A 23,299-nucleotide genomic window follows, 5' to 3' on the forward strand; every position below is an offset into this window, starting at 1 on the left:
TAATGTGGCCTCCGTCCATGCAAGACAAGGTAAAGAAATAACATGGGCAGCATGCATCCCGTACAGGTGATCGCGGTGACCGGCGGCAAGGGTGGCGTCGGCAAGACTAACGTGTCAGTGAACTTGTCCCTGGCGCTGGCAGAACTTGGCCGTCGGGTCATGCTGCTGGACGCCGACCTGGGTCTGGCGAACGTCGACGTTCTGCTGGGCCTCACGCCCAAACGTACCCTGGCCGATGTGATCGAGGGTCGCTGTGAGCTGCGCGACGTACTCTTGCAGGGCCCCGGTGGCATCCGCATCGTGCCGGCCGCTTCCGGCACCCAGAGCATGGTTCACTTGAGCCCGGCCCAGCATGCCGGTCTGATCCAGGCATTCAGCGACATCGGCGACAATCTCGATGTACTCGTGATCGACACTGCTGCGGGTATTGGTGACTCGGTAGTCAGTTTTGTGCGCGCAGCCCAGGAAGTGTTGCTGGTGGTCTGTGACGAGCCGACCTCGATCACCGACGCCTACGCGCTGATCAAGTTGCTCAACCGCGATTACGGCATGAACCGCTTCCGCGTCCTGGCCAACATGGCCCAGAGCCCGCAGGAAGGTCGCAATCTGTTCGCCAAGTTGACCAAGGTCACGGATCGCTTTCTTGACGTGGCCTTACAATACGTCGGTGCGGTGCCTTACGACGAAAGCGTGCGCAAGGCGGTGCAGAAGCAGCGTGCGGTCTATGAAGCCTTCCCGCGTTCCAAGTGCGCACTGGCGTTCAAGGCGATCGCGCAAAAGGTCGATACCTGGCCGCTGCCCGCCAACCCGCGCGGCCATCTCGAATTTTTCGTCGAGCGCCTCGTGCAGCAAACGGCAGGACCAGTGCTATGACCGCCAGCGGTATGAATCTTTACAAGAAGTCGGCACGTGACGCGCAGTACGAACTGATCGAGCGTTACGCGCCATTGGTCAAGCGCATCGCCTATCACTTGCTGGCGCGTTTGCCGGCCAGTGTGCAGGTCGAGGACCTGATCCAGGCCGGGATGATCGGTCTGCTCGAAGTCTCGACCAAATACGACGCCAGCAAAGGTGCGAGTTTCGAAACGTACGCGGGCATCCGTATCCGCGGCGCGATGCTCGATGAAGTGCGCAAGGGGGACTGGGCACCGCGCTCGGTTCACCGCAATACCCGCATGGTCAGCGACGCGATTCGCTCGATTGAGGCTAAAACCGGCCGTGACGCTAAAGATCATGAGGTTGCGGCCGAACTCCAGTTGAGTCTCGACGATTACTACGGGATTTTGAATGACACCCTGGGCAGCCGACTGTTCAGTTTCGACGACCTGTTGCAGGACGGCGAACATGAAGGGCTGCACGAGGATGGCGCCAGTGCTCATCTTGAGCCGTCGCGCGACCTGGAAGACGAGCGCTTCCAGGCGGCGCTGGCGGACGCGATTGCCAATTTGCCGGAGCGTGAGCGACTGGTGTTGGCGCTGTACTACGACGAAGAACTGAACCTCAAGGAAATCGGTGAAGTCCTTGGCGTCAGCGAATCGCGGGTCAGCCAGTTACACAGCCAGTGCGCGGCCCGTTTGCGGGGGCGTTTGGGGGAGTGGCGAGCGCGCTGAAGGCGGTGTGGGGACACTGCGAACGAGGCTGGTGCGGTGGTGAGCGGCACCGGTCTTGCTCTGTTGTGCTCCAGACAGTCATCGAGTGCTTTGCCGGATTGATTGAAATGGCGCGTCCAGGTGCTGGGCGCGTTTAAGACTGCTTGGAGGTCGAATTGAACAAAGACATGAAAATCCTCATCGTTGATGACTTCTCAACGATGCGGCGGATCATCAAGAACCTGTTGCGTGACCTCGGGTTCACCAACACCGTTGAAGCCGACGATGGCACCACCGCCATTCCGGTGCTCAACAGCGGCAGCATCGACTTTCTGGTGACCGACTGGAACATGCCCGGCATGACCGGTATCGACCTGCTGCGCCACGTGCGCGCCGATGAAAAGCTCAAGCACCTGCCCGTGCTGATGGTGACCGCTGAAGCCAAGCGCGAGCAGATCATTGAAGCCGCCCAGGCCGGCGTCAACGGCTACGTGGTCAAACCTTTCACGGCTCAGGCGCTGAAAGAAAAAATCGAGAAGATTTTCGAACGCATCGGCTGATGACGCGCGGGGGAGCTATGGAGCATAAAGAATCTTCACAGGGCGACTTCGAGTCGACGCTGAAAAAACACGCGGTCGAACTGGTCGAAAGCCTTGAAAAAGGCCGGTTCGGCGACGCTGTGCAACTGATCCATGAGCTCAATCAGACCCGTGACCGAGGCCTGTACCAGGAAGTCGGCAAGCTCACGCGCGAACTGCACAGTGCAATCGTCAACTTCCAGATCGACCCGCATATGCCGCAGGCCGAGGAGGTGTCGCAGATCACTGATGCGACCGAGCGCCTGGGCTATGTGGTCAAGCTGACTGAAGCTGCGGCCAACCGCACCATGGATCTGGTGGAAAGCGCCACGCCGGTGGTCAATGGCCTGGCTGACGAAGCCCAGGCGTTGAGTGCCGATTGGGGACGCTTCATGCGCCGTGAAGTCGGGGCAGAGGAGTTCCGCGAACTGGCACGCCGGGTCGACGGTTTTCTGGCGCGCAGCAGCACGGACAACCGTGCGGTGTCGAGCAGCCTCAACGACATTCTGCTGGCCCAGGATTATCAGGATCTCACAGGTCAAGTGATCAAGCGTGTGACCCAGCTGGTCACCGAAGTCGAAAGCAATCTGCTCAAACTCGTGCTCATGGCCAGTCAGGTGGACCGCTTTGCGGGCATCGAACATGACCGTGCGGCGATGCTCGCTGAAAAAGATCCACAAAAACATCTCTCGCAGGGTGAAGGTCCGCAGATTCATGCCGATAAACGAGAAGACGTTGTGTCCGGTCAGGACGATGTGGACGATTTGCTATCCAGCCTTGGATTTTGAGTTTTTTTGGGTTTTTAGACCTGTAGGAGCACCCCATTAATGAGCTTCGGCGCCGATGAAGAGATCCTTCAGGATTTCCTGGTTGAGGCCGGCGAGATTCTTGAGCAACTGTCCGAACAACTGGTCGAGCTGGAAAGCCGCCCGGATGACGCAGATCTGCTCAACGCAATTTTTCGCGGTTTCCACACTGTAAAAGGGGGCGCCGGCTTCCTTCAGCTCAACGAGCTGGTGGAGTGCTGTCACATCGCCGAAAACGTGTTCGATATCCTGCGCAAGGGTGAGCGTCGCGTAGATGCAGAACTGATGGACGTGGTGCTCGAAGCGCTGGACTCGGTGAACAGCATGTTCGGCGAAGTCCGCGATCGCAGCCCTATCACCGCTGCAACCCCGGAACTGCTGGCCGCGCTGGCGCGCCTGGCCGAACCGCAATCGGCGGATGAGGTTGCGGCCTCGCCGGTAGCCGAGATGATCGAAGAGCTGGTCGTTGAAGGCGATTCTGGCGATTCGGGCGATATCACCGACAATGAATTCGAACAGTTGCTGGACTCGCTGAGCGCCGTCAAGGCCGAAGCCGAGGCCCCGGCGGCTGCCGCTGCGCCGGCTTCCGACGAAACCGCCAGCGATGAAATCACCGACGCTGAATTCGAGTCGCTGCTCGATCAGTTGCATGGCAAGGGCCAGTTCGCGGCCGACGCCGTCGCACCGGCTGCAGCCGCGCCGGCGGCCCCGGCAGCCGGCGATGACTCGGACATCACCGACGACGAATTCGAGGCCTTGCTCGATCAGCTGCACGGCAAGGGCAACTTTGCCGTCGATGCGCTGGAGTCGGCAATGGCATCGGTTCCCGCATCGACCGCGCCTGCAGCCGCTGCAGCGGGCAGCGATCTGATCACCGATCACGAGTTCGAATCGCTGCTGGATGAGCTGCACGGCAAAGGCAAGTTCACCGACGTTGCCACCGGTGCGCCCGTGACTGCCGGCAGCGCTGCCGCGGTGGCAGCGCCTGCTGCCAAAGCCCCGGCCGCTGCGGCGAACCCTGCCGCGAAAGCGCCGCAAAGCAAGCCTGAACCGAAAGCCGAAACACCGAAGCCGGCCGCCGCTGCCGCACCGGCTCCGGCCCGTGCCCCGGCGACACCGCCACCGGAAAAACCGGCGAGCGAAGCCGAAACCACCGTTCGCGTGGACACCGCGCGTCTCGACGAGATCATGAACATGGTCGGCGAGCTGGTGCTGGTGCGTAACCGTCTGGTGCGTCTGGGCCTGAACAGTGGCGACGAGGCCATGCAGAAGGCCGTGTCGAACCTCGATGTGGTTACCGCTGACTTGCAGACGTCGGTGATGAAGACCCGGATGCAGCCGATCAAGAAAGTCTTCGGTCGTTTCCCGCGTCTGGTTCGCGACCTTGCCCGTCAGCTCAAGAAAGAGATCAATCTGGAACTGGTGGGCGAAGAGACCGACCTCGACAAGAACCTCGTCGAGGCGCTGGCCGACCCGCTGGTCCACCTGGTGCGCAACGCGGTCGACCACGGCATCGAATCGCCGGAAGAACGCGAAGCGTCGGGCAAGCCCCGCGGCGGCAAGGTCGTTCTGGCGGCCGAACAGGAAGGCGACCACATCCTGCTGTCGATTTCCGACGACGGCAAAGGCATGGATCCGAACATCCTGCGTGCCATCGCCGTGAAGCGTGGTGTGATGGACAAGGATGCAGCCGACCGTCTGAGCGATACCGAGTGCTACAACCTGATTTTCGCCCCGGGCTTCTCGACCAAGACCGAGATCTCCGACGTGTCCGGTCGCGGTGTCGGCATGGACGTGGTGAAGACCAAGATTTCCCAGCTCAACGGTTCGATCAACATTTATTCGACCAAGGGCCAGGGTTCGAAAATCGTCATCAAGGTGCCGCTGACGCTGGCGATCATGCCGACCCTGATGGTCATGCTCGGCAACCAGGCGTTCGCGTTCCCGCTGGTGAACGTCAACGAAATCTTCCACCTCGACCTGTCGACCACCAACGTGGTGGACGGCCAGGAAGTGGTGATCGTGCGGGACAAGGCGTTGCCATTGTTCTACCTCAAACGCTGGCTGGTCAGCTCGGCCGCTCACGAAGAGCAGCGCGAAGGCCATGTGGTGATCCTTTCGGTGGGCACCCAGCGGATCGGCTTTGTCGTCGATCAACTGGTCGGTCAGGAAGAAGTGGTCATCAAGCCATTGGGCAAGATGCTGCAGGGAACTCCGGGCATGTCCGGCGCCACCATTACCGGTGACGGCCGCATTGCGCTGATTCTCGATGTTCCAAGCATGCTCAAGCGTTACGCCGCACGGCGTATTTGAATCCGGGGCAGCGGGGCGACCCTGTCCCGCTGCACCTAATGGAGTGTTTATGGCAGTCAAAGTCCTGGTGGTGGACGATTCGGGTTTTTTCCGCCGCCGCGTCTCGGAAATTCTTTCAGCGGATCCGAGCATCCAGGTCGTCGGTACGGCGACCAACGGCAAAGAGGCGATCGATCAGGCCCTGGCTCTCAAGCCGGACGTGATCACCATGGACTACGAGATGCCGATGATGGATGGCATCACGGCGGTGCGACATATCATGCAGCGCTGCCCGACTCCGGTGTTGATGTTCTCCTCGCTGACTCATGAAGGCGCCCGGGTCACCCTGGATGCGCTGGATGCCGGCGCGGTGGATTTCCTGCCGAAGAATTTCGAAGACATCTCGCGCAACCCGGAGAAGGTCAAGCAATTGCTGTGCGAGAAGGTTCACAGCATTTCGCGCAGCAATCGTCGTTTCAGTGCCTACAGTGCGCCAGCGCCTGCTGCCGCACCGGCGCCAGCACCGGCGGCTCCTGCGCCGTCGGGCTTTGGCAGTCACAGCAGCGCTGCAGCCCGTCCGGCACCCGCGCCCGCACCGGCTCGCGCTCCGGCCGCCAGTGCTTCGTCGCCCGCACCGAAGCGCAAAAACTACAAGCTCGTCGCGATCGGCACATCGACCGGCGGCCCGGTGGCCCTGCAACGGGTTCTGACCCAGTTGCCGGCCAACTTCCCGGCGCCGATCGTGCTGATCCAGCACATGCCGGCGGCTTTCACCAAGGCTTTCGCCGAGCGTCTGGACAAGCTTTGCCGCATCAGCGTCAAGGAAGCCGAGGATGGCGACATTCTGCGTCCGGGTCTGGCACTGCTGGCCCCGGGTGGCAAACAGCTGATGGTCGATGGCCGTGGCGCGGTGAAAATCCTGCCGGGCGACGAGCGTCTGAATTACAAGCCTTGCGTGGACATCACGTTCGGCTCCGCAGCCAAATCCTACAGTGACAAAGTTCTGGCGGTTGTGCTGACCGGCATGGGCGCCGATGGTCGTGAAGGCGCACGCTTGCTCAAGCAGGGCGGCAGTACCGTCTGGGCCCAGGATGAAGCCAGCTGCGTGATCTATGGCATGCCGATGGCCATCGTCAAGGCTGACCTCGCGGATGCGGTGTACGGTCTGGACGATATCGGCAGGCACATCGTCGAGGCGTGTATCTGATGGATGTTCTGAGCCTTATCGGGATCATCATGGCGTTCGTCGCCATCATCGGCGGCAACTTCCTTGAAGGTGGTCACCTCGGCGCGCTGGCCAACGGCCCGGCGGCGCTGATCGTGCTGGGCGGAACCATCGGTGCCGCCTTGCTGCAATCGCCGATGAGCGCGTTCAAGCGTGCCATGCAGATTCTGGCGTGGATCTTTTTCCCGCCCCGTGTCGATCTGGCCGGTGGTATCGATCGAGTGGTCAACTGGAGCCTCACCGCGCGCAAGGAAGGCCTGCTGGGCCTGGAAGGCGTGGCGGATGCCGAGCCGGATGCCTACTCGCGCAAAGGCCTGCAGCTGCTGGTCGACGGCGCCGAACCGGAAGCCATCCGCAGCATCCTTGAAGTGGATTTCTACACTCAGGAAGCCCGCGATGTCGAAGCGGCCAAGGTCTTCGAAAGCATGGGCGGCTATGCGCCGACCATCGGTATCATCGGTGCGGTCATGGGCCTGATCCATGTGATGGGCAACCTGGCCGATCCATCGCAACTGGGCAACGGCATCGCCGTGGCATTCGTCGCCACCATCTACGGTGTGGCCAGTGCCAACCTGGTGTTGCTGCCGATCGCTGCGAAGCTCAAGTCAATCGCGTTGCGGCAGTCGCGTTATCGCGAAATGTTGTTGGAAGGCATTCTGTCGATCGCCGAAGGTGAAAACCCACGCTCCATCGAGTTGAAGCTGCAAGGCTTCATGGATTAAGGGAATAGCCTCATGGCCCGTCGTCGCCAGCATGAAGAACACGTCAATCACGAGCGCTGGCTCGTGTCTTACGCAGACTTCATCACACTGTTGTTCGCTTTCTTCGTGGTGATGTACTCCATCTCGTCGATCAACGAAGGCAAGTACAAGATCATTTCCGAAGCGCTGATCGGGGTCTTCACCGACTCCGACCGCGCGCTCAAGCCGATCCCGATCGGTGAGGAGCGCCCCAAGACCGTGACCCCGGCCAAGCCGCTGGTCAAGGACAGCGAGCAGGTCGATGCCGGCATCGCCGGTGCCAGCGATCCGTTGAAAAGCATCGCCGACGATATCAGCGCCGCGTTCGGCGACCTGATCGCGAGCAACCAGATGACCGTGCGCGGCAACGAGCTGTGGGTCGAGATCGAGCTCAACTCCAGCCTGTTGTTCGGCAGCGGCGATGCCATGCCAAGCGACATCGCGTTCAACATCATCGACAAGGTCGCGGCGATCCTCAAACCGTTCGATAACCCGATCCACGTCGAAGGCTTCACCGACGACCAGCCGATTCGCACCGCTCAGTACCCGACCAACTGGGAGCTGTCTTCGGCGCGTTCGGCGAGCATCGTGCGCATGCTGGCGATGCAGGGCGTGAACCCTGGTCGCATGGCCTCGGTGGGCTATGGCGAATTCCAGCCAGTGGCCAACAACGCCACGGCCGAGGGCCGGGCCAAGAATCGTCGCGTGGTGCTGGTGGTGTCGCGCAATCTCGATGTACGCCGCAGCCTGACAGGCACCGGGACCGCCAATGCAACACCGGACGCCGCGTTGAAGCGTGCTGGCACACAAACTGCACCGACCCCGGTCAAGACGCCGGGACGCGAGAGTGCCGTCAATTCTCCGTCGCCCGCATTAATACGCTGAGCCATGTCTCGGCCGAGCATCTCGGCCGGGAGGAACGATCCGAATGAGAGTCTGGGCAGTCGCCAATCAAAAGGGTGGTGTTGGTAAAACCACTACTTCCATCGCTTTAGCCGGTTTGCTGGCGGAGGCGGGCAAGCGCGTGGTCGTGGTCGATCTCGATCCGCACGGCTCGATGACCAGCTATTTCGGTTACGACCCCGACAGCCTGGAACACAGCAACTACGACCTGTTCCTGCACAAGGGCGGTGTGCCGCAAGGCCTGCCGGGCCAGTTGCTGCTGTCCACCAGTGACGAACGCATTTCCCTGCTGCCGTCGAGCACTGCGCTGGCCACCCTCGAGCGCCAGTCGCCGGGGCAGAGTGGCCTGGGCCTGGTGATCGCCAAGAGTCTGGCGCAACTGTGGCAGGACTTCGATTACGCGATCATCGACAGCCCGCCGTTGCTCGGCGTGCTGATGGTCAACGCCCTGGCCGCGAGCCAGCAACTGGTGATCCCGGTGCAGACCGAACACCTGGCCGTCAAAGGTCTGGAACGGATGGTCAACACCCTGGCGATGATCAACCGCTCGCGCAAACAGGCGTTGCCGTTCAACATCGTGCCGACCCTGTTCGATCGCCGCACCCAGGCGTCGATGGGCACCTTGCGCGTGCTGCGTGACAAATTCCCCGACGAGATCTGGCAGGGTTACATCCCGGTCGATACCCGTCTGCGCGACGCCAGCCGTGCCGGCGTCACGCCTTCGCAATTCGACGGCAAGAGCCGTGGCGTGCTGGCTTACCGCGCGCTGCTCAAGCATCTGCTGGCGCAGCAGCTCGTTGCGCAGGTGGCCTGAGCATGAATCGGCCGATCAAACTGACTTCGCGTCCGCAACTGGCTGTGCAGTCCTATCTGGACAGCTTGCTGCAGGAAGTCGAGCAAGAGCTCCCGCAGGAAGTCGAGGCGCCGGTCGAGGTGGTTGAAAGCTCCGCGGAGCTGGATGAGTTCCAGGCGGCGGTGCTTGAAGAACAGGCCCGCGATGCGCAGCAAGCCGCCAGGCCTGCTGCTCCGGTTGCAGCGCCCGCCGCTGTGGTGGCCAAAGCGGCGGCACCTCTGATCAAGGAGCCCGAGCCGGTTCGCGTGGTATCGACCCTCGCGCCCTTGCTGCAAACACAGCTTCTTCAGGCACAACCCGAACCGGCTCCGGTCGAACCGCCAGTTCAGCCAGTTGTTGCGCCGGTTGAACCGGTCGTTGAACAGGCATTGGTTGCACCGCTGGTCGAAGTGCATCTGCCGCCGAGCAATACACCGCCACCGGTGGACACCGACGGCCGTCCGGCCTGGGCTTCGGAAGCCTTCGAATGCCTGCTGTTCGATGTGGCCGGGTTGACCCTGGCGGTGCCGCTGGTGTGCCTGGGCTCAATCTATTCGCTGACCGGCCATGAGTTGACGCCGCTGTTCGGCCAGCCCGAATGGTTTCTCGGCATCCTGCCGAGCCAGGCCGGCAACCTGAAGGTGCTGGACACTGCGCGCTGGGTCATGCCGGATCGCTATCGCGATGACTTCCGTCAAGGCCTGCAATACGTGATTTCGGTACAGGGTTACGAGTGGGGCCTGGCGGTGCATCAGGTCAGTCGCTCGCTGCGTCTGGATCCGAATGAAATCAAATGGAGAAGTCACCGGGGTCAGCGGCCATGGCTCGCGGGCACGGTGATCGAACACATGTGCGCCTTGCTCGATGTCTCCGCACTGGCCGAGCTGATCGCCAGCGGTGGGGCAAAGCACATGTCCGGCAGTAAGCCGACCCACAAAACGACATGACACTTACATAACAGACATGTCCGGCATTCCATGCCGGCACACGAGACACACACCGCCATTGCGGTATTTCGAGGGGCTAGGGTATGAACGACAAGGCTACTGCGGCAAAGGGTTCCGAAGATCCGATCCTGCAATGGGTGACTTTCAAACTGGACAACGAAACCTACGGCATCAACGTGATGCGCGTTCAGGAAGTCCTGCGCTACACCGAGATCGCTCCGGTTCCGGGTGCGCCAAGCTACGTGCTGGGCATCATCAACCTGCGCGGCAACGTGGTGACCGTGATCGACACCCGTCAGCGTTTCGGCCTGATGAGCGGCGAGATCAGCGACAACACCCGTATCGTCATCATCGAAGCCGACAAGCAAGTGGTCGGCATCATGGTCGACAGCGTGGCTGAAGTGGTTTACCTGCGTCAGTCGGAAATCGAGACCGCGCCGAACGTCGGTAACGAAGAGTCGGCCAAGTTCATCCAGGGCGTATGCAACAAGAACAACGAGTTGCTGATCCTGGTCGAGCTGGACAAGATGATGACTGAAGAAGAATGGTCGGAACTGGAGAACATCTGATTGATTCTCGAGGTAGCGGTCATTGTCCTGTTCCTGTTCTGGGCAGGCACGCTGGCGATGTTTCTGGCGTACATCAAGGCGCAGCGCCTGATCGCTGCGCAACAGGCCCAGGGCGATGCGCTGCGTGACCAGCGCATCAAGGACCTGGCCAAGCGTGTCGACGACTACCAGAACGGCAACGTGCGCATGGGCGAAGCCCTGCATGAGCTGCGCGCGGTCGTCGGTCCGATTCCGGACAAGATTTCTCAACTCGAACAGCGCGACCCGTCAAGCCTGTCATTCGCCCAGGCGGCGAAACTGGTGGGGATGGGCGCGAGTGTCGATGAGCTGACTCAGTCCTGCGGGTTGACCCAGGCTGAGGCGGAGTTGATGCGCAAGCTGCACAGAAGCAGCTGAGGGCTTCGAGCGGCAAGTGGAATCAAAAAATCGCAGTTCATGACTGCGATTTTTTTTGCCCTCAGTAATCGTCGCCGCGATCGGTGATGTCCTTCTCGACCATCGGTGCATCCGGATCATGTCCTTGCGGGAACTTGCCCTTGAGGTTCCAGGCGAACGCGATGATCTCGGCAATCGTCAGGTACAGCTCCTGCGGAATACTGTCGCCCAGCTCCATGCGCGCCAGCAACTTCACCAGTTCGGCGTTTTCGTAGATCGGTACTTCGCAGTCGCGGGCGATGCGCAGGATTTCTTCGGCCAGTTCGTCGTCGCCCTTGGCGGTCAGCGTCGGGGCCTGGCTGCCGTCGTATTTGAGGGCGATGGCCTGGCGTGGAGCGGTGGAATCGTTCATGCGGTTTCGTCGACCCAGCGGTGTTCGAGACGGGTTTGATTGCCTTGCGGTGGCGTGCCGAGGTGGCAGTCGAGATCGCCGACGTTGAGTCCGCGATCCAGCAGGCGCTGACGCAGGGTGGCCAGATTGGATTCGATCAGATCGGCGGTGTAGGGGCGTTCGGCCCAGAGCTGGCTCGACAGGCTGCCGCTGATCAGTTGCGCCTGAATCTGCATCGGCCCCAACGGCTCCATGTCGAATGCCAGATCGACTCGCCACAATGGCTGTCTGGTTTCGCGCTCGCTGTCACGGCGTTCCTGCTGTTGTTCTTCCTGTGGCGCTTCTTCACGCTGGAACTTGACCTGCAACGGCACAATATCCTGCAGGTTGCGCATCGGGATTTCCAGTTGCCAGGTGCTGAGCAGGCGTCCGTCGTCGGTCATGCCGGTCTGTTCCAGGCTCGACAGTTGATGGCTTTGCAGGCGCGAGACTGCGGCGGCGGCCAGGCGCAGCAAGTGTTCCAGATCGCCTTCACCTTCCAGGCTCTGCAGCAACCGGTCCGGCAGCGGGAATCCGCCTGGCAGCGGTTTGGCGCTGACCTGGCCGAGCATGCCAAGGGCATTGCGCACGAAGCTCGGCATCGCCTGGGCCAGAGTGTTGGCGGCGATAAGCGCATTGAGATTGGTGTTGCCGGGCAGGCCGGGGGTGAGCTGGGCAATCAGCTTGAGCAGGTCGCCTTTCATGTCCGGGGTCAGCGTCGGGTTTTGCCCGGCCAGTAATTTGGCTTCGAGAAAGGCGCCGCTGTTGAGCAGCGCCTGGGCCAGGCCTTTGGGGGTGGTCAGTTGCTGGACGTCCGGCAGGTTGGCCAGCAGCCTGTCCACGGCCGCGCGCAGATCGCTGGAGGTCTGATCGTCGGCGGGCGGCAGGCTCTGGAGCAATTTCAGCAAGCCATCCAACGAACCCTGACGGCTTTGCTGGCTGACCAGTTGCTGACTGACCGCCAGTTGTTCCTGACGGTTGCTCAACGGCAGAAACTTCAAGGTCTGCGAATCCTGCACCAGCGCCGACAGCAGCGTGCCGATGCGCAACGGCTGCGGGCTGTCGATGCTCAGGGTGCTGCCGCTCAACACCGTGTTGAGCAGGCTGACCGTCGAGCGGAACACCGCCGGCTGTCCCGGCACTTGCGGCAGGGCCTGATTCGTCAGCACCTTGCCTTGCAGCAGTGTGCCGACCGGTAATTGCGCGGTGTCGATGCGAGTCAGGGTGGCGACAGCCGTGGCGATGGCCTGTTGCACGGTAACTGCCAGATTACCGGCCGACGGCTGGGTGACCGCCAGGTTGGTGCCTTGTGGCAGCGGCAGGGGGCTGGTTGCCTGTACGGTGGTCTGGCGGCCGCCGTCAAGGGTGACCTTGAGCAGCACCTGAAAGGCCTGGTCTGCCGGTTTCTGTGACAACACCTCGGCCCTGGCGCTCTGTCCGGCGGCAATCAGCCCGTCCATCGGCGTCAGCAGCTTGAGCAGCTCACCCACCTGCGGGCGAGGGGGCGCCGGAGTCGTGGGCGGGAGCGGGAGGATGTTCATTTCGCCTGTCATACGCGGACACAACCTGAGGAAAATGCACTCGGGAGAGCAGGGGACGCCATGTATAATGCCGCCCGTCCTTCCGTTCGTTCAAAAAAACATAGCAATTGTTTGACGCAGCTCTCTGGATTGAGCCGTCATTGCATTTATGCTGCAACTCTTTAACGGCCGCCCCAGAGCCGACTTGAACCGTATAAGGCCCATGAACCCTTGACCAGCCCTGTCCTGCAAACCGTCGGCCTCGCCTGTGAGCGTGATCTCAGACTGCTCTTCGAGAATCTCGAATTGAGACTGGCCAGCGGCGATATGGTGCAGATCAGCGGCCCCAACGGCAGCGGCAAGACCAGTCTGCTTCGCTTGCTGGCCGGCCTGATGCAGCCGACCGACGGTCAGGTGCTGCTCAACGGCCAGCCTCTGGCCGAGCAACGCAGCGAACTGGCGCGTAACCTGCTGTGGATCGGCCATGCCGCCGGCATCAAGGACTTGCTCACCCCGGAAGAAAACCTCGCCTGGCTCTGCGCCCTGCATCAACCCGCCGGACGCGACGCGATCTGGCAGGCGCTGGCGGCGGTTGGATTGCGCGGTTTCGAGGATGTTCCCTGCCATAGCCTGTCCGCCGGTCAGCAACGGCGCGTTGCGCTGGCGCGGTTGTATCTCGACAGTCCGCCGCTGTGGATCCTCGATGAACCCTTCACCGCACTGGACAAGCAAGGCGTGGCGCAACTCGAAGAACACTTGGCCAATCATTGCGAGCAGGGCGGTCTGGTGGTGCTGACCACCCACCACACGCTGAGCCGGATGCCGGTCGGTTATCGCGACATCAATCTGGGGGACTGGGCAGTATGAGTGTGTTCGGCCTGCTGGTTGCCCGCGAGTCCCGACTGCTGTTCCGCCGCCCGGCGGAGCTGGCCAATCCGCTGATTTTCTTCGCCATCGTCATTGCATTGTTCCCGCTGGCCGTCGGACCGGAAACTCAAGTATTGCAAAACTTGTCCCCGGGGTTAGTCTGGGTGGCGGCGCTTTTGTCGGTCCTGCTCTCGCTGGACGGGCTTTTCCGCAGTGATTTCGAAGACGGATCCCTTGAACAGTGGGTCCTTTCGCCGCACCCCCTGCCACTTCTGGTATTGGCAAAGGTGCTGGCACACTGGCTTTTTTCCGGGCTGGCACTGGTTTTGCTCTCGCCGTTACTGGCGTTGATGCTCGGGTTGCCGGCTGCGTGTCTGCCGGTATTGCTGCTTTCGTTGTTGCTGGGAACACCAGTGCTGAGCTTGCTCGGCGCGGTGGGCGCGGCGCTGACGGTCGGTCTGAAACGCGGTGGCCTGTTACTGGCGCTGCTGATTCTGCCGCTGTACATCCCGGTGTTGATCCTTGGCAGTGGCGCCTTGCAGGCGGCGTTGCAGGGCATGCCGGCGATTGGTTATCTGTTGTGGCTTGGCAGCCTGACCGCCCTGGCGATAACCCTGACACCTTTTGCAATAGCTGCTGGCCTGAAGATCAGCGTCGGCGAATAATGAGGTCTGGTTAAAATTTAACCAGCAAAGACCCTGAGACCGCTCACACCGATGAGCGGCACCCGTGATGGAAACAACATGAACTGGACCTGGTTTCACAAGCTCGGCTCGCCCAAGTGGTTCTACGGCATCAGCCGCAAGTTCCTGCCGTGGCTGAGCATTGCAGCGTTGCTGCTGATCGCTGTCGGCATCGTCTGGGGCCTGGCTTTCGCGCCGCCGGACTATCAGCAGGGCAACAGTTTTCGCATCATCTACATCCACGTTCCCGCCGCGATGCTCGCTCAGTCGATCTACGTGATGCTGGCGGTGTGCGGTGTGGTCGGGCTGGTGTGGAAGATGAAACTGGCCGACGTCGCCCTGCAATGCGCCGCACCGATCGGCGCGTGGATGACCGCCGTGGCGCTGGTTACCGGGGCGATCTGGGGCAAGCCGACCTGGGGTTCGTGGTGGGTCTGGGACGCACGCCTGACCTCGATGCTGATTCTGCTGTTCCTGTATTTCGGCGTGATCGCCCTGGGCAACGCCATCAGCAATCGCGACAGCGCCGCCAAGGCCTGCGCGGTGCTGGCCATCGTCGGCGTGATCAACATCCCGATCATCAAATACTCGGTGGAATGGTGGAACACTCTGCATCAGGGCGCGACTTTCACCCTGACCGAAAAACCGGCGATGCCCGCCGAGATGTGGCTGCCGTTGCTGCTGACGGTGCTGGGTTTCTACTGTTTCTTCGGTGCCGTGCTGTTGCTGCGCATGCGGCTTGAAGTGCTCAAGCGCGAGGCCCGTGCCAGCTGGGTAAAAGAAGAAGTGCAGAACAGCCTGGAGGCCGCTCGATGAGTTTCGCGTCATTCGGCGACTTCCTCGCCATGGGTCATCACGGCCTGTATGTCTGGTCCGCCTACGGCATCTGCCTGGCGGTGCTGGCCCTCAACGTGGCGGCGCCGATCCTGGCCCGCAAGCGGTATCTGCAACAAGAGGCGCGTCGTCTGCGCCGGGAGAACGGCAAGTGAATCCGCTGCGCAAAAAACGCTTGATCATCATTCTGGCAATTCTGGTCGGGGTCGGCGCCGCCGTCGGCCTGGCCCTGAGCGCCCTGCAGCAGAACATCAATCTGTTTTACACCCCGACCCAGATCGCCAATGGCGAAGCACCGCAGGACACCCGCATCCGGGCTGGCGGCATGGTCGAGAAGGGGTCGCTGCAACGCTCCCCGGATTCCCTGGACGTCAAATTCGTGGTCACTGACTTCAACAAGTCCGTGACCATCACCTACCGCGGCATCCTCCCGGACCTGTTCCGCGAAGGACAGGGCATCGTCGCACTGGGCAAGCTCAACGCCGACGGCGTGGTGGTCGCCGATGAAGTACTGGCCAAGCACGACGAGAAATACATGCCGCCGGAGGTGACCAAGGCCTTGAAGGACAGCGGTCAATCCGCGCCAACCCAAGCGAAGGAGGGTTGATCGATGACGTCCACCATTTTCATTCCCGAGCTCGGCCATCTGGCGATGATCCTGGCGCTGTGTTTCGCCCTTGTACAGGCCGTGGTGCCGTTGCTCGGTGCCTGGCGCGGCGATCGCCTCTGGATGGGGCTGGCCCAGCCAGCCGCATGGGGCCAGTTTGCGTTTCTGTTGTTCGCCTTCGGCGTCCTGACCTATGCCTTCATGACCGACGATTTCTCCGTCGCTTATGTGGCGATGAACTCCAACAGCGCGTTGCCGTGGTACTACAAGTTCAGCGCGGTGTGGGGCGCCCACGAAGGTTCGCTGCTGCTGTGGGCGCTGATTCTCGGTGGCTGGACCTTCGCGGTATCGGTGTTCTCCCGGCAGTTGCCGCAAGTCATGCTCGCTCGGGTGCTGGCGGTAATGGGCATGATCAGCAGCGGTTTTCTGCTGTTCCTGATCCTCACCTCCAACCCGTTTTCGCGGATCTTGCCGCAGATTCCGGCCGACGGTCGTGACCTCAACCCGTTGCTGCAAGACATCGGCCTGATCGTGCATCCGCCGATGCTGTACATGGGTTACGTCGGTTTCTCGGTGGCGTTCGCCTTCGCCATCGCCGCACTGCTCGGCGGTCGTCTGGATGCGGCATGGGCACGCTGGTCGCGTCCTTGGACCATCGTGGCCTGGGCGTTCCTCGGCATCGGCATCACCCTCGGTTCGTGGTGGGCCTACTACGAACTCGGCTGGGGCGGCTGGTGGTTCTGGGACCCGGTGGAAAACGCCTCGTTCATGCCTTGGCTGGTGGGCACTGCGCTGATCCACTCGCTGGCGGTCACTGAAAAACGCGGCGTGTTCAAGAGCTGGACAGTGTTGCTGGCGATTGCCGCGTTTTCCCTGAGCCTGCTGGGCACGTTCCTCGTGCGTTCCGGGGTGCTGACGTCGGTGCATGCGTTTGCCTCCGATCCCGCGCGCGGCGTGTTCATCCTGATTTTCCTGCTGTTCGTGGTCGGTGGTTCGCTGACCCTCTTTGCCTTGCGCGCTCCGGTGGTCAAGAGCCAGGTCGGTTTCAATCTTTGGTCACGGGAAACCCTGCTGCTGGGCAACAACCTGGTGCTGGTGGTGGCCGCGTCGATGATCCTGCTCGGCACCTTGTATCCGCTGATTCTCGATGCGATCAGCGGCGCCAAGCTGTCGGTCGGGCCGCCATACTTCAATGCGCTGTTCATTCCGTTGATGGCGCTGCTGATGGTGGTGATGGCGGTCGGCGTGATCGTGCGCTGGAAAGACACGCCGGTGAAATGGCTGGTCAGCATGCTCACTCCGGTGCTGCTGGGCAGCGTCGCTCTGGCGGTGGTTGCCGGTGTCGCCTACGGCGATTTCAACTGGGCGGTGATCGCAACCTTCCTGCTCGCGGCCTGGGTGTTGCTGGCCGGTGTGCGTGACATCTTCGACAAGACGCGCCACAAAGGCCTGATCAAGGGCCTGCCGACCCTGACCCGCAGCTATTGGGGCATGCATCTCGCCCACATCGGCATCGCGGTGTGCGCCCTGGGCGTGGTGTTGTCGAGCCAGAACAGCGCCGAGCGCGACCTGCGTCTGGCGCCGGGCGAGTCGATGGAACTGGCCGGCTATCAGTTCGTGTTCGAAGGTGCCAAACACTTCGAAGGGCCGAATTTCACTTCCGACAAAGGCACCATCCGGGTGATCCGCGATGGCCGCGAAGTCACTGTGCTGCACCCGGAAAAACGCCTGTACACCGTGCAGAGTTCGATGATGACCGAAGCCGGGATCGACGCCGGCTTCACCCGCGACCTCTATGTCGCGCTGGGTGAACCTCTGGGCGACGGCGCCTGGGCGGTGCGGGTGCATGTGAAACCGTTTGTGCGCTGGATCTGGTTCGGCGGTCTGCTGACCGGCCTGGGCGGGATGCTGGCGGCGCTGGACCGGCGTTACCGGGTCAAGGTCAAAGCCAGGGTGCGTGAAGCGCTGGGCATGGAAGGAGCCGCTGCATGAGACGTTGGTTGATGCTGGTGCCACTGGCGATTTTCCTGCTGGTGGCGGTATTTCTTTATCGCGGTCTGTACCTGGATCCGGCGGAGCTGCCGTCGGCGATGATCGGCAAGCCGTTCCCGGAGTTTTCCCTGCCGGCGGTGCAGGGCGACAAGACCCTGACCAAGGCTGACATCCTCGGCAAACCGGCGCTGGTCAACGTCTGGGGCACCTGGTGCATTTCCTGCCGGGTCGAGCACCCGGTGCTGAACAAACTCGCCGAGCGCGGCGTGGTGATCTACGGCATCAACTACAAGGACACCAACGCCGATGCGTTGAAGTGGCTGGCCGAATTTCACAATCCATATCAACTGGACATCCGTGATGACGAAGGCTCCCTGGGGTTGAATCTGGGTGTTTACGGCGCGCCCGAAACCTTTTTCATCGACGCCAAGGGCATCATCCGCGACAAGTACGTCGGTGTGATCGACGAGCAGGTCTGGCGCGAAAAACTGGCGGCCAGGTATCAGGCACTGGTCGACGAGGCCAAGCCATGAAGCGTTTTATTGCTGCGGTGGTACTGGGGCTGAGTCTGGCCGGTGTGGCCCACGCCGCCATCGACACCTATGAATTCGCCAAAGACGCTGATCGTGAGCGTTTCCGCGAGCTGACCAAGGAACTGCGCTGCCCCAAGTGCCAAAACCAAGACATCGCCGACTCCAACGCGCCGATTGCCGCCGACCTGCGCAAAGAGATTTTCCGCATGCTCGGCGAAGGCAAGGACAATCAGCAGATCATCGACTTCATGGTCGATCGCTACGGTGATTTCGTCCGCTACAAACCGGCGCTCAATGCCAGGACCGCGCTGTTGTGGTTCGGCCCGGCGGGATTGCTGCTCGGCGGTTTTGTCGTCATCGCTGTGATCGTCCGCCGCCGTCGCGGGCAACGCGCCGAGACTCCGCAATCGCTGTCCCCTGAAGAGCGTCAGCGCCTCGACCAACTGTTGGATAAAAACCAAGAATGATTGATTTCTGGCTTGCCGCAGGGCTGTTGCTTCTGGTCGCCCTGAGTTTTCTGCTGATTCCTGTTTTGCGCGAGCGTCGCGCCCAGCGTGAAGAGGATCGGACTGCCCTGAACGTCGCGCTGTATCAGGAGCGCGTCGCCGAGCTGCAATTGCAGCAGGCTGAAGGTGTTCTCGATGCTGCGCAAATGGACAGCGGTCGTGCCGAAGCGGCCCGTGAGTTGCTGGCCGACACCGAAGGCGTGGCGCCGGCGCGGGTTTCGACGCTGGGGAAACCGTTGCCGCTGCTGGCGGCTGTGCTGGTGCCGGTGCTGGGCCTCGGTCTGTACCTGCATTTCGGTGCCGCCGACAAAGTCGAACTGACCCGGGAGTTCGCCCAGGCACCGCAGTCGATGGAAGAGATGACCCGGCGGCTGGAGCGCGCCGTGGCCGCGCAACCGGATTCCGCTGAAGGCCTGTATTTCCTCGGTCGTACCTATATGGCTCAGGATCGTCCGGCGGACGCGGCGAAAATGTTCGAGCGCGCCGCCAACCTGGCCGGTCGTCAACCGGAACTGCTCGGCCAGTGGGCGCAGGCGCAGTACTTCGCCGATGGCAAAAAGTGGTCGGACAAGATCCAGGCCCTGACCGACGAAGCGCTGAAGGCTGATCCGAAAGAAGTCACCAGCCTCGGTCTGCTCGGGATTGCTGCATTCGAAGGCGAGCGCTATCAGCAAGCCATCGACTACTGGAATCGTCTGCTGGAACAACTGCCAGCGAATGACAAATCCCGTGAAGCCCTGCAGGGCGGTATCGCGCGAGCGACCGAGAAACTTGAAGCCAGCGGCGGCAAGGTGGCTCAGGCGCCGGTCGCGAAAACCGCGCTGCTCAAAGTCAGCGTCGATCTGGCCAGCGATCTCAAGGGCAAGGTGCAACCGGGTGACAGCGTGTTCATCTTCGCCCGCGCCGTTTCCGGCCCTCCAGCGCCGCTGGCCGCCAAGCGCCTGACCGTCGCAGACCTTCCGGTGACCGTCGAACTGGGCGATGCCGACGCGATGATGCCGCAGTTGAAACTGTCGAACTTTCCTGAAGTCCAACTGGTTGCGCGCGTCTCCCGTGCCGGTCAACCGACCGCCGGTGAGTGGGTAGGCCGCAGCGGGCCTCTGGCCAGCAGCACCACCGCGCCGCAAAAACTGACCATCGACAGCCCGGACAAATAGCCGGAACCATCAGGAACGCACCGCCATGAACGCCATCGCCCGAATCACAGTCCTTACACTGGCCCTGGGCTTGAGCGCATGTGCGGTGCAACGGCCGGAACCCACGACCAGGTTGCCACCGATCCCGCCGTCACAGCCGGGTCCGACACCGTCCACCAGCCCGACGCCGGGCAAACCGGGCATTCCGGCCAAGCCGTCGAAACCCGCACCGCGCACCTCAGCAAGCTTCGCCCCGCCACCGGGCGGCAACAGCCATTGGGATCAGAAGCTGGGCGTGTACGTGCTGGATGACCAGCCCAACACCTTCTACCGCCAGCGCACCTACTACCGCTGGAACAACGGCTGGAGCCGCTCGATCAGCCCGAACGGACCGTGGGAGGAGACCAATATCCACGGTGTACCGGCGGGGTTGGGCAAACAGTTCGGGGAGTAATGAAAAACGGCGATCCTGGGATCGCCGTTTTGCTATCCAGGGTCATGAGCTTTCAAAGCATCGCGTGATAGCTGCTTAGTGCCTGGACCGATTTACTCAGGCCTTGTCGTTGCAGTAGATCAAGAAAGGGTCCGACGTCCATGGCAGGCATTTTCAGCTGCCGACGCTGTTTTTGGGCCGCTGCAACCACTGCTGCCGGATCAAGCCCCAAGAGGTTGTCGACGAACTCGTCCGGATGCTGCGCTTCGATGCCGAAACGCTCCAGCGATCTGCAGGGAAAGTCTTTCTGGTTGAACGTCACTATCACGCTTGCGCCGCAGCGGATGGCCGCTGCCAGAACATGACAATCATTGCAGTCGGGCAAGGTGAGGCCGGCAATCAGGTCTTCATAGTCATGGACACAAGCGTCGGGTATGGCTTGATCCATCAGGCCGGACGTACGGTCCAGCTGTTCCATTGTCAGATCCGGGCGGTTCTTCAGCAGATTGCGTTTCCATTCACGGTGAATCTCCTGGGTCCATCGCGCCCGAAATCGTCCCGAGAGGGCAAGCCACATGAGGAAGTCTCTCAAGGGGGCGGGGTACAAGACGCATGCATCGTACAAAGCGGTAAAAGAGGAATGCCTCACTCGTATCCTGTCCTTAACGCCTGAGCTTGCTCTGCGAGAAGCGCCATTGCCTGCTCGCTGGCGGTGGTGCGCCGGGTCTTATAGTCCATCAGATCGGCAAAACGCACACGTCGGTGCTTGCCTGTTTTGTGGTAGGACAACTCGCCGCTTTCTAGCAGTTTTATGAGGTGTGGACGTGAGACGTTGATCAGGTCGGCGGCTTCCTGAGTCGTCAATTCAGCATGCACCGGCACGACTTGGACCGCGTTGCCGGCTGCCAGCTCCGCCAGAATGTCGATCAGCAGGCGCAAGGCCGAGGTGGGCAGTTCGACGCGATGAGCTTCATTCTGCTCGTCGAAAATCTGGATGTACTGAGTCTCGAAACCGGTTGCGAGATAGGCAACCAAGGCGCGCTGTCCTTCAATGGCGGCTTTGACTTCACGTTCTACGGGAATGCTGATGGAGGGATGAATAACGGTTGACATGGCGAGTCCGGCTTTGGGAATGAGTAATACCGGGAACGCTATTCGAAATAAGCGAAAATCGCAATAAACGAAACGAGTGCTGGTTTTACAACGCTCTCGCCAACAACCCCTGCACATATTCAACAAACGCCCGCGCCTTGGCGCTGGCCATCCTGCCGGTCGGGAACACCGCCCATAGCTCCTGCTTCGGCAACACCCAATCGCTCATGACAGCCTTCACTGCGCCGCTGGCCAGTTCCGGCGCAAACATCCACTCCGAGCCCAGTCCAAGACCCTGATGGGCCAGCACCGCCTCACGCAAACCTTCGGCGGCGCTGACGCGCAGGCGGCCATGGACGGTCACGGACTGTTCTTCACCATCCTTGTTGAAGTGCCAGGTCGCACCGCCGCCACGGTTGTAGATGACGGCGCGGTGTTGTGCCAGATCGGCAGGGCAGGCGGGTTCACCGTGACTGGCGAAGTAGGCCGGAGTGCCAACAATGACGCGCCGGCATTCGGCGATCTTGCGTACCGTCAGGCCGGAGTCGCTGAGCGGCCCAAGGCGCAGGGCGATGTCGATGCCTTCTTCCACCAGATTGATGTTCTGGTCGTCGAGCAACAGGTCGACATTGAGTTGCGGGTGCTGATCGAGAAACGGCCCCAGCTGTGGAACCACATGCATCCGGCCGAAGGTCACGGCAGTGCTGACCCGCAGATTGCCGCTCAGGCCGCCGGCCACACCACGGGCAGCGTTGTCGGCCTCGTCGGCTTCTTCGAGCGCACGCTTGGCCCGCTCGAAAAATGCCAGCCCGGCTTCGGTCGGCGTCAGGCCTCGGGTCGAACGCAACAGCAGGCGCACGCCGAGGCGGGTTTCGAGTTGCGCGATGGTTTTCGACACGGCGGGCTGGCCGATTTCCAGTCGCCGGGCGGTGGCGGAAAACGACCCGGTTTCCACGACGTAGACGAAGGTTTCCATGGCGGCGAGACGGTCCATCAGCGGTCCTTGAAATAGAGGGGAGCAAGCATGGCAGCCAAGTTTAATCGGGTCCGAAGACACTGCACCAATCACATGCTGCAAAACAACCGAACGTCGTGCTGCGAATTTCTGTGCTTGAGTAAAGATAACTCTAGGGTTACTTTTGTTGAGCCGAAGCAAGGAGGCGGTTGGTGCAGAGCAGGTTATTGATCAAGGAGCTGGAGGAAGCAGGCTGGACGCTGGATCGGATTACCGGCAGTCATCACATCTTCACGCACCGTTACAACCCTTACACGATTCCCGTTCCTCACCCGTAGAAGGATTTGCCGGTCGGAACGGTCAACAGCATCAGGAGGCGCGCCGGGTTGTACAACCCGCCCGCCAGTGACACAGGAGATTCGTAATGCAATACCCAATCTGCATCGAGTGGGGTGATGAAAGCACCGCCATCGGAATTCAGATCCCCGATATTCCCGGCGCGGTAACGGCCGGTGATACGTTTGAAGATGCCTACAACGCAGCCGTCGAGATTGCCCACATCATGCTGCAGGAGATCGCAGCGGATGGGGATTCGATTCCGATGCCGACCTCAGCGGCAGCCCATCGCAACAACCCGGAATTTGCCGACATGGGCTGGGGCATGCTGGAGCTGGACATCTCGCCGTACATGGGCAAGACCGAGAAAGTGAACGTGACCTTGCCCGGTTATGTCATCCAGCGGATCGACCGCTATGTGCGAGAACACAACGTCAAAAGCCGTTCATCCTTTCTGGCGGATGCCGCCATGGAAAAACTGGTCCGGCATTGAGCGTCGGGCGCTGCCGGTCGCAGCGC

The 23,299-nt window shown here is 61.4% G+C and carries 28 protein-coding genes and 1 pseudogene; 24 read left to right on the top strand and 5 right to left on the bottom strand.

The genetic code is table 11. From position 1 onward, the window contains the following. Positions 1–42 precede the first annotated feature (42 nt). The 12 genes from fleN (at position 43) to NWV16_RS08685 (ending at position 10,877) form a co-directional block, all read left to right on the top strand. Positions 43–873 (top strand): flagellar synthesis regulator FleN, encoded by an 831-nt coding sequence (gene fleN, locus NWV16_RS08630; protein ID WP_003222917.1) that lies wholly within the window; start codon positions 43–45, stop codon positions 871–873. After that, positions 870–1,610 carry an RNA polymerase sigma factor FliA gene (gene fliA / locus NWV16_RS08635; RefSeq protein WP_007951959.1) on the top strand — a complete coding sequence of 247 codons (741 nt, stop codon included), beginning with the start codon at positions 870–872 and terminating at the stop codon, positions 1,608–1,610. Before fleN ends, fliA begins: the two co-directional genes overlap by 4 nt. A gap of 167 nt (positions 1,611–1,777) precedes the next feature. Continuing rightward, complete coding sequence (locus NWV16_RS08640) at positions 1,778–2,149, top strand: chemotaxis response regulator CheY (RefSeq protein ID WP_003183998.1); 372 nt, start codon at positions 1,778–1,780, stop codon at positions 2,147–2,149. Between the two features lie 17 nt (positions 2,150–2,166). Continuing rightward, positions 2,167–2,955, top strand: coding sequence for a protein phosphatase CheZ (locus tag NWV16_RS08645; protein ID WP_065260756.1), 789 nt, complete (start codon positions 2,167–2,169; stop codon positions 2,953–2,955). Between the two features lie 39 nt (positions 2,956–2,994). Continuing rightward, on the top strand, positions 2,995–5,286 hold the full coding sequence (locus tag NWV16_RS08650) for a chemotaxis protein CheA (protein ID WP_260522704.1): 2,292 nt from the start codon (positions 2,995–2,997) through the stop codon (positions 5,284–5,286). A gap of 49 nt (positions 5,287–5,335) precedes the next feature. Further along, entirely contained in the window at positions 5,336–6,472 is a 1,137-nt protein-coding gene (locus tag NWV16_RS08655) for a chemotaxis response regulator protein-glutamate methylesterase (RefSeq protein ID WP_260522705.1), read from the top strand. After that, on the top strand, positions 6,472–7,212 hold the full coding sequence (locus NWV16_RS08660; protein ID WP_260522706.1) for a flagellar motor protein: 741 nt from the start codon (positions 6,472–6,474) through the stop codon (positions 7,210–7,212). The genes NWV16_RS08655 and NWV16_RS08660 overlap by 1 nt, the downstream gene beginning before the upstream one ends. A gap of 12 nt (positions 7,213–7,224) precedes the next feature. Continuing rightward, positions 7,225–8,115, top strand: coding sequence for a flagellar motor protein MotD (motD, locus tag NWV16_RS08665; RefSeq protein ID WP_065260752.1), 891 nt, complete (start codon positions 7,225–7,227; stop codon positions 8,113–8,115). 43 nt (positions 8,116–8,158) lie between these two features. Beyond that, positions 8,159–8,947: a ParA family protein gene (locus tag NWV16_RS08670; RefSeq protein ID WP_065260751.1), complete on the top strand. Its 789-nt coding sequence runs from the start codon at positions 8,159–8,161 to the stop codon at positions 8,945–8,947. Positions 8,948–8,949: 2 nt separating this feature from the next. Beyond that, entirely contained in the window at positions 8,950–9,912 is a 963-nt protein-coding gene (locus NWV16_RS08675) for a CheW domain-containing protein (protein ID WP_260522707.1), read from the top strand. Positions 9,913–9,995: 83 nt separating this feature from the next. Next, positions 9,996–10,481 carry a chemotaxis protein CheW gene (locus tag NWV16_RS08680; RefSeq protein ID WP_065260749.1) on the top strand — a complete coding sequence of 162 codons (486 nt, stop codon included), beginning with the start codon at positions 9,996–9,998 and terminating at the stop codon, positions 10,479–10,481. Further along, positions 10,482–10,877, top strand: coding sequence for a DUF2802 domain-containing protein (locus NWV16_RS08685; protein WP_260522708.1), 396 nt, complete (start codon positions 10,482–10,484; stop codon positions 10,875–10,877). A 61-nt stretch (positions 10,878–10,938) separates the two neighbouring features. On the opposite strand, the gene NWV16_RS08690 is transcribed toward NWV16_RS08685, so the two are convergent. Together NWV16_RS08690 and NWV16_RS08695 are read right to left on the bottom strand one after the other, a co-directional pair. Further along, positions 10,939–11,268, bottom strand: coding sequence for an EscU/YscU/HrcU family type III secretion system export apparatus switch protein (locus NWV16_RS08690; protein WP_065261107.1), 330 nt, complete (start codon positions 11,266–11,268; stop codon positions 10,939–10,941). Then, a complete protein-coding gene (locus NWV16_RS08695; protein WP_260522709.1) occupies positions 11,265–12,839 on the bottom strand; it encodes a flagellar hook-length control protein FliK in 1,575 nt (524 codons plus the stop codon). The genes NWV16_RS08690 and NWV16_RS08695 overlap by 4 nt, the downstream gene beginning before the upstream one ends. A gap of 198 nt (positions 12,840–13,037) precedes the next feature. Between NWV16_RS08695 and ccmA the strand changes: the two genes are divergently transcribed. The 10 genes from ccmA (at position 13,038) to NWV16_RS08745 (ending at position 20,418) form a co-directional block, all read left to right on the top strand. Next, positions 13,038–13,673: a cytochrome c biogenesis heme-transporting ATPase CcmA gene (ccmA, locus tag NWV16_RS08700; RefSeq protein WP_260522710.1), complete on the top strand. Its 636-nt coding sequence runs from the start codon at positions 13,038–13,040 to the stop codon at positions 13,671–13,673. Next, positions 13,670–14,338, top strand: a complete 669-nt coding sequence (gene ccmB, locus NWV16_RS08705) for a heme exporter protein CcmB (protein WP_007959235.1) — start codon at positions 13,670–13,672, stop codon at positions 14,336–14,338. Before ccmA ends, ccmB begins: the two co-directional genes overlap by 4 nt. A gap of 78 nt (positions 14,339–14,416) precedes the next feature. Continuing rightward, a complete protein-coding gene (locus tag NWV16_RS08710; RefSeq protein ID WP_260522711.1) occupies positions 14,417–15,172 on the top strand; it encodes a heme ABC transporter permease in 756 nt (251 codons plus the stop codon). Continuing rightward, positions 15,169–15,345, top strand: a complete 177-nt coding sequence (gene ccmD, locus NWV16_RS08715) for a heme exporter protein CcmD (protein WP_008055370.1) — start codon at positions 15,169–15,171, stop codon at positions 15,343–15,345. The genes NWV16_RS08710 and ccmD overlap by 4 nt, the downstream gene beginning before the upstream one ends. Beyond that, positions 15,342–15,797, top strand: coding sequence for a cytochrome c maturation protein CcmE (gene ccmE, locus NWV16_RS08720; RefSeq protein WP_065261104.1), 456 nt, complete (start codon positions 15,342–15,344; stop codon positions 15,795–15,797). The genes ccmD and ccmE overlap by 4 nt, the downstream gene beginning before the upstream one ends. 3 nt (positions 15,798–15,800) lie before the next feature. Then, positions 15,801–17,789, top strand: coding sequence for a heme lyase CcmF/NrfE family subunit (locus NWV16_RS08725; RefSeq protein ID WP_260522712.1), 1,989 nt, complete (start codon positions 15,801–15,803; stop codon positions 17,787–17,789). Next, a complete protein-coding gene (locus NWV16_RS08730; protein WP_260522713.1) occupies positions 17,786–18,322 on the top strand; it encodes a DsbE family thiol:disulfide interchange protein in 537 nt (178 codons plus the stop codon). The genes NWV16_RS08725 and NWV16_RS08730 overlap by 4 nt, the downstream gene beginning before the upstream one ends. After that, positions 18,319–18,789: a cytochrome c-type biogenesis protein gene (locus tag NWV16_RS08735; protein ID WP_260522714.1), complete on the top strand. Its 471-nt coding sequence runs from the start codon at positions 18,319–18,321 to the stop codon at positions 18,787–18,789. Before NWV16_RS08730 ends, NWV16_RS08735 begins: the two co-directional genes overlap by 4 nt. Then, positions 18,786–19,985 carry a c-type cytochrome biogenesis protein CcmI gene (gene ccmI, locus NWV16_RS08740; protein ID WP_260522715.1) on the top strand — a complete coding sequence of 400 codons (1,200 nt, stop codon included), beginning with the start codon at positions 18,786–18,788 and terminating at the stop codon, positions 19,983–19,985. Before NWV16_RS08735 ends, ccmI begins: the two co-directional genes overlap by 4 nt. A gap of 25 nt (positions 19,986–20,010) precedes the next feature. Next, positions 20,011–20,418, top strand: coding sequence for a hypothetical protein (locus NWV16_RS08745; protein ID WP_260522716.1), 408 nt, complete (start codon positions 20,011–20,013; stop codon positions 20,416–20,418). A 52-nt stretch (positions 20,419–20,470) separates the two neighbouring features. Here NWV16_RS08745 and NWV16_RS08750 read toward each other — a convergent pair whose 3' ends face one another. The 3 genes from NWV16_RS08750 to NWV16_RS08760 form a co-directional block, all read right to left on the bottom strand. Beyond that, entirely contained in the window at positions 20,471–21,046 is a 576-nt protein-coding gene (locus tag NWV16_RS08750; protein WP_260522717.1) for a PIN domain-containing protein, read from the bottom strand. Beyond that, the gene (locus NWV16_RS08755) at positions 21,043–21,510 is read right to left on the bottom strand and encodes a helix-turn-helix domain-containing protein (RefSeq protein ID WP_260522718.1); all 468 of its coding nucleotides are present in this window, start codon (positions 21,508–21,510) and stop codon (positions 21,043–21,045) included. The genes NWV16_RS08750 and NWV16_RS08755 overlap by 4 nt, the downstream gene beginning before the upstream one ends. Before the next feature lie 85 nt (positions 21,511–21,595). Continuing rightward, entirely contained in the window at positions 21,596–22,483 is an 888-nt protein-coding gene (locus tag NWV16_RS08760) for a LysR family transcriptional regulator (RefSeq protein ID WP_260522719.1), read from the bottom strand. A gap of 173 nt (positions 22,484–22,656) precedes the next feature. Here NWV16_RS08760 and NWV16_RS08765 point away from each other — a divergent pair. Continuing rightward, positions 22,657–22,869, top strand: a pseudogene (locus tag NWV16_RS08765) (type II toxin-antitoxin system HicA family toxin). Next, complete coding sequence (locus NWV16_RS08770) at positions 22,869–23,273, top strand: type II toxin-antitoxin system HicB family antitoxin (RefSeq protein WP_260522720.1); 405 nt, start codon at positions 22,869–22,871, stop codon at positions 23,271–23,273. Before NWV16_RS08765 ends, NWV16_RS08770 begins: the two are co-directional and overlap by 1 nt. Positions 23,274–23,299 lie beyond the last annotated feature (26 nt).

It is taken from the genome of Pseudomonas sp. BW7P1, from assembly GCF_024981055.1.
GTDB classification, from domain to species: Bacteria; Pseudomonadota; Gammaproteobacteria; order Pseudomonadales; family Pseudomonadaceae; genus Aquipseudomonas; species Aquipseudomonas bananamidigenes.

What these genes read in the sequence shown, in the direction of transcription:
- NWV16_RS08675 (WP_260522707.1), top strand. Translation starts at nt 8,950, where the DNA reads ATGAATCGGCCGATCAAACTGACTTCGCGTCCGCAACTGGCTGTGCAG.
- ccmB (WP_007959235.1), top strand. Translation starts at nt 13,670, where the DNA reads ATGAGTGTGTTCGGCCTGCTGGTTGCCCGCGAGTCCCGACTGCTGTTC.
- NWV16_RS08670 (WP_065260751.1), top strand. Translation starts at nt 8,159, where the DNA reads ATGAGAGTCTGGGCAGTCGCCAATCAAAAGGGTGGTGTTGGTAAAACC.
- NWV16_RS08730 (WP_260522713.1), top strand. Translation starts at nt 17,786, where the DNA reads ATGAGACGTTGGTTGATGCTGGTGCCACTGGCGATTTTCCTGCTGGTG.
- fliA (WP_007951959.1), top strand. Translation starts at nt 870, where the DNA reads ATGACCGCCAGCGGTATGAATCTTTACAAGAAGTCGGCACGTGACGCG.
- NWV16_RS08735 (WP_260522714.1), top strand. Translation starts at nt 18,319, where the DNA reads ATGAAGCGTTTTATTGCTGCGGTGGTACTGGGGCTGAGTCTGGCCGGT.
- NWV16_RS08745 (WP_260522716.1), top strand. Translation starts at nt 20,011, where the DNA reads ATGAACGCCATCGCCCGAATCACAGTCCTTACACTGGCCCTGGGCTTG.
- NWV16_RS08695 (WP_260522709.1), bottom strand. Translation starts at nt 12,839, where the DNA reads ATGACAGGCGAAATGAACATCCTCCCGCTCCCGCCCACGACTCCGGCG.
- NWV16_RS08760 (WP_260522719.1), bottom strand. Translation starts at nt 22,483, where the DNA reads ATGGACCGTCTCGCCGCCATGGAAACCTTCGTCTACGTCGTGGAAACC.
- NWV16_RS08690 (WP_065261107.1), bottom strand. Translation starts at nt 11,268, where the DNA reads ATGAACGATTCCACCGCTCCACGCCAGGCCATCGCCCTCAAATACGAC.
- NWV16_RS08680 (WP_065260749.1), top strand. Translation starts at nt 9,996, where the DNA reads ATGAACGACAAGGCTACTGCGGCAAAGGGTTCCGAAGATCCGATCCTG.
- ccmD (WP_008055370.1), top strand. Translation starts at nt 15,169, where the DNA reads ATGAGTTTCGCGTCATTCGGCGACTTCCTCGCCATGGGTCATCACGGC.
- NWV16_RS08645 (WP_065260756.1), top strand. Translation starts at nt 2,167, where the DNA reads ATGGAGCATAAAGAATCTTCACAGGGCGACTTCGAGTCGACGCTGAAA.
- NWV16_RS08725 (WP_260522712.1), top strand. Translation starts at nt 15,801, where the DNA reads ATGACGTCCACCATTTTCATTCCCGAGCTCGGCCATCTGGCGATGATC.
- NWV16_RS08650 (WP_260522704.1), top strand. Translation starts at nt 2,995, where the DNA reads ATGAGCTTCGGCGCCGATGAAGAGATCCTTCAGGATTTCCTGGTTGAG.
- fleN (WP_003222917.1), top strand. Translation starts at nt 43, where the DNA reads ATGGGCAGCATGCATCCCGTACAGGTGATCGCGGTGACCGGCGGCAAG.
- motD (WP_065260752.1), top strand. Translation starts at nt 7,225, where the DNA reads ATGGCCCGTCGTCGCCAGCATGAAGAACACGTCAATCACGAGCGCTGG.
- NWV16_RS08710 (WP_260522711.1), top strand. Translation starts at nt 14,417, where the DNA reads ATGAACTGGACCTGGTTTCACAAGCTCGGCTCGCCCAAGTGGTTCTAC.
- NWV16_RS08660 (WP_260522706.1), top strand. Translation starts at nt 6,472, where the DNA reads ATGGATGTTCTGAGCCTTATCGGGATCATCATGGCGTTCGTCGCCATC.
- NWV16_RS08655 (WP_260522705.1), top strand. Translation starts at nt 5,336, where the DNA reads ATGGCAGTCAAAGTCCTGGTGGTGGACGATTCGGGTTTTTTCCGCCGC.
- NWV16_RS08640 (WP_003183998.1), top strand. Translation starts at nt 1,778, where the DNA reads ATGAAAATCCTCATCGTTGATGACTTCTCAACGATGCGGCGGATCATC.
- NWV16_RS08770 (WP_260522720.1), top strand. Translation starts at nt 22,869, where the DNA reads ATGCAATACCCAATCTGCATCGAGTGGGGTGATGAAAGCACCGCCATC.
- ccmI (WP_260522715.1), top strand. Translation starts at nt 18,786, where the DNA reads ATGATTGATTTCTGGCTTGCCGCAGGGCTGTTGCTTCTGGTCGCCCTG.
- NWV16_RS08755 (WP_260522718.1), bottom strand. Translation starts at nt 21,510, where the DNA reads ATGTCAACCGTTATTCATCCCTCCATCAGCATTCCCGTAGAACGTGAA.